At 52.0% G+C, this 1,534-nt stretch carries 1 rRNA gene; it reads right to left on the bottom strand.

The annotated features are described in order from the left end of the window. Window positions 1-1,520 (bottom strand): 16S ribosomal RNA (locus DW082_RS13940). Between the last annotated feature and the right edge of the window lie 14 nt (window positions 1,521-1,534).

Below are 1,534 nucleotides of genomic sequence, written 5' to 3'. Positions count from 1 at the left end.
TGTTCCAGCCGCACCTTCCGGTACGGCTACCTTGTTACGACTTAGCCCCAGTCATCGGTTTTGCCCTAGGACGCTCCTTGCGGTCACGTACTTCAGGCACCCCCAACTCCCATGGCTTGACGGGCGGTGTGTACAAGGCCCGGGAACGTATTCACCGCGCCATGGCTGATGCGCGATTACTAGCGAATCCAACTTCATGGAGGCGAGTTTCAGCCTCCAATCCGAACTGAGATCGGCTTTCGAGATTGGCATCCTGTCACCAGGTAGCTACCCTCTGTACCGACCATTGTAACACGTGTGTCGCCCCGGACGTAAGGGCCGTGCTGATTTGACGTCATCCCCACCTTCCTCTCGGCTTACACCGGCAGTCCTGCTAGAGTGCCCATCTTGACATGCTGGCAACTAACAGTAGGGGTTGCGCTCGTTATGGGACTTAACCCGACACCTCACGGCACGAGCTGACGACAACCATGCAGCACCTAGTTTCGCGCTCCGAAGAGAAGACCCCTTTCAGGATCCGTCGCTAACTTTCAAGCCCGGGTAAGGTTCCTCGCGTATCATCGAATTAAACCACATGTTCCTCCGCTTGTGCGGGCCCCCGTCAATTCCTTTGAGTTTCATTCTTGCGAACGTACTCCCCAGGTGGATAACTTATCGCTTTCGCTTAGTCACCGACACTATATCGCCGGCAACGAGTTATCATCGTTTACGGCGTGGACTACCAGGGTATCTAATCCTGTTCGCTACCCACGCTTTCGTGCCTCAGCGTCAGTAATAGCTTGGAAAGCTGCCTTCGCAATCGGTGTTCTGTGTGATATCTAAGCATTTCACCGCTACACCACACATTCCGCCTTCCGCAACTACACTCTAGTCTGACAGTATCAGAGGCAATTTCGATGTTGAGCATCGAGCTTTCACCTCTAACTTATCAAACCGCCTACGCACCCTTTAAACCCAATAAATCCGGATAACGCTCGGATCCTCCGTATTACCGCGGCTGCTGGCACGGAGTTAGCCGATCCTTATTCGTACGATACTTTCAAACAGATACACGTATCTGAATTTACCCTCGTACAAAAGCAGTTTACAATGCATAGCACCTTCATCCTGCACGCGGCATGGCTGGTTCAGACTTGCGTCCATTGACCAATATTCCTCACTGCTGCCTCCCGTAGGAGTCTGGTCCGTGTCTCAGTACCAGTGTGGGGGGAAAACCTCTCAGTCCCCCTATGTATCATCGCAATGGTGAGCCGTTACCTCACCATCTAGCTAATACAACGCATGCCCATCTTTAACCACCGGAGTTTTCAACCTCAAAAGATGCCTTCTGAAATATTATGGGGTATTAGACCAAATTTCTTCGGATTATCCCCCTGTTAAAGGTAGGTTGCATACGCGTTACGCACCCGTGCGCCGGTCGCCGGCAGAAGTAGCAGCTACTTCTTCCGCTGCCCCTCGACTTGCATGTGTTAGGCCTGCCGCTAGCGTTTATCCTGAGCCAGGATCAAACTCTCCATTGTAAAAAATTTAAATC

The sequence above is a fragment of the Alistipes sp. AF48-12 genome (assembly GCF_003477565.1).
Taxonomy (GTDB): Bacteria; Bacteroidota; Bacteroidia; order Bacteroidales; family Rikenellaceae; genus Alistipes_A; species Alistipes_A hominis.
This window is presented reverse-complemented; position numbering and strand designations above follow the sequence as displayed.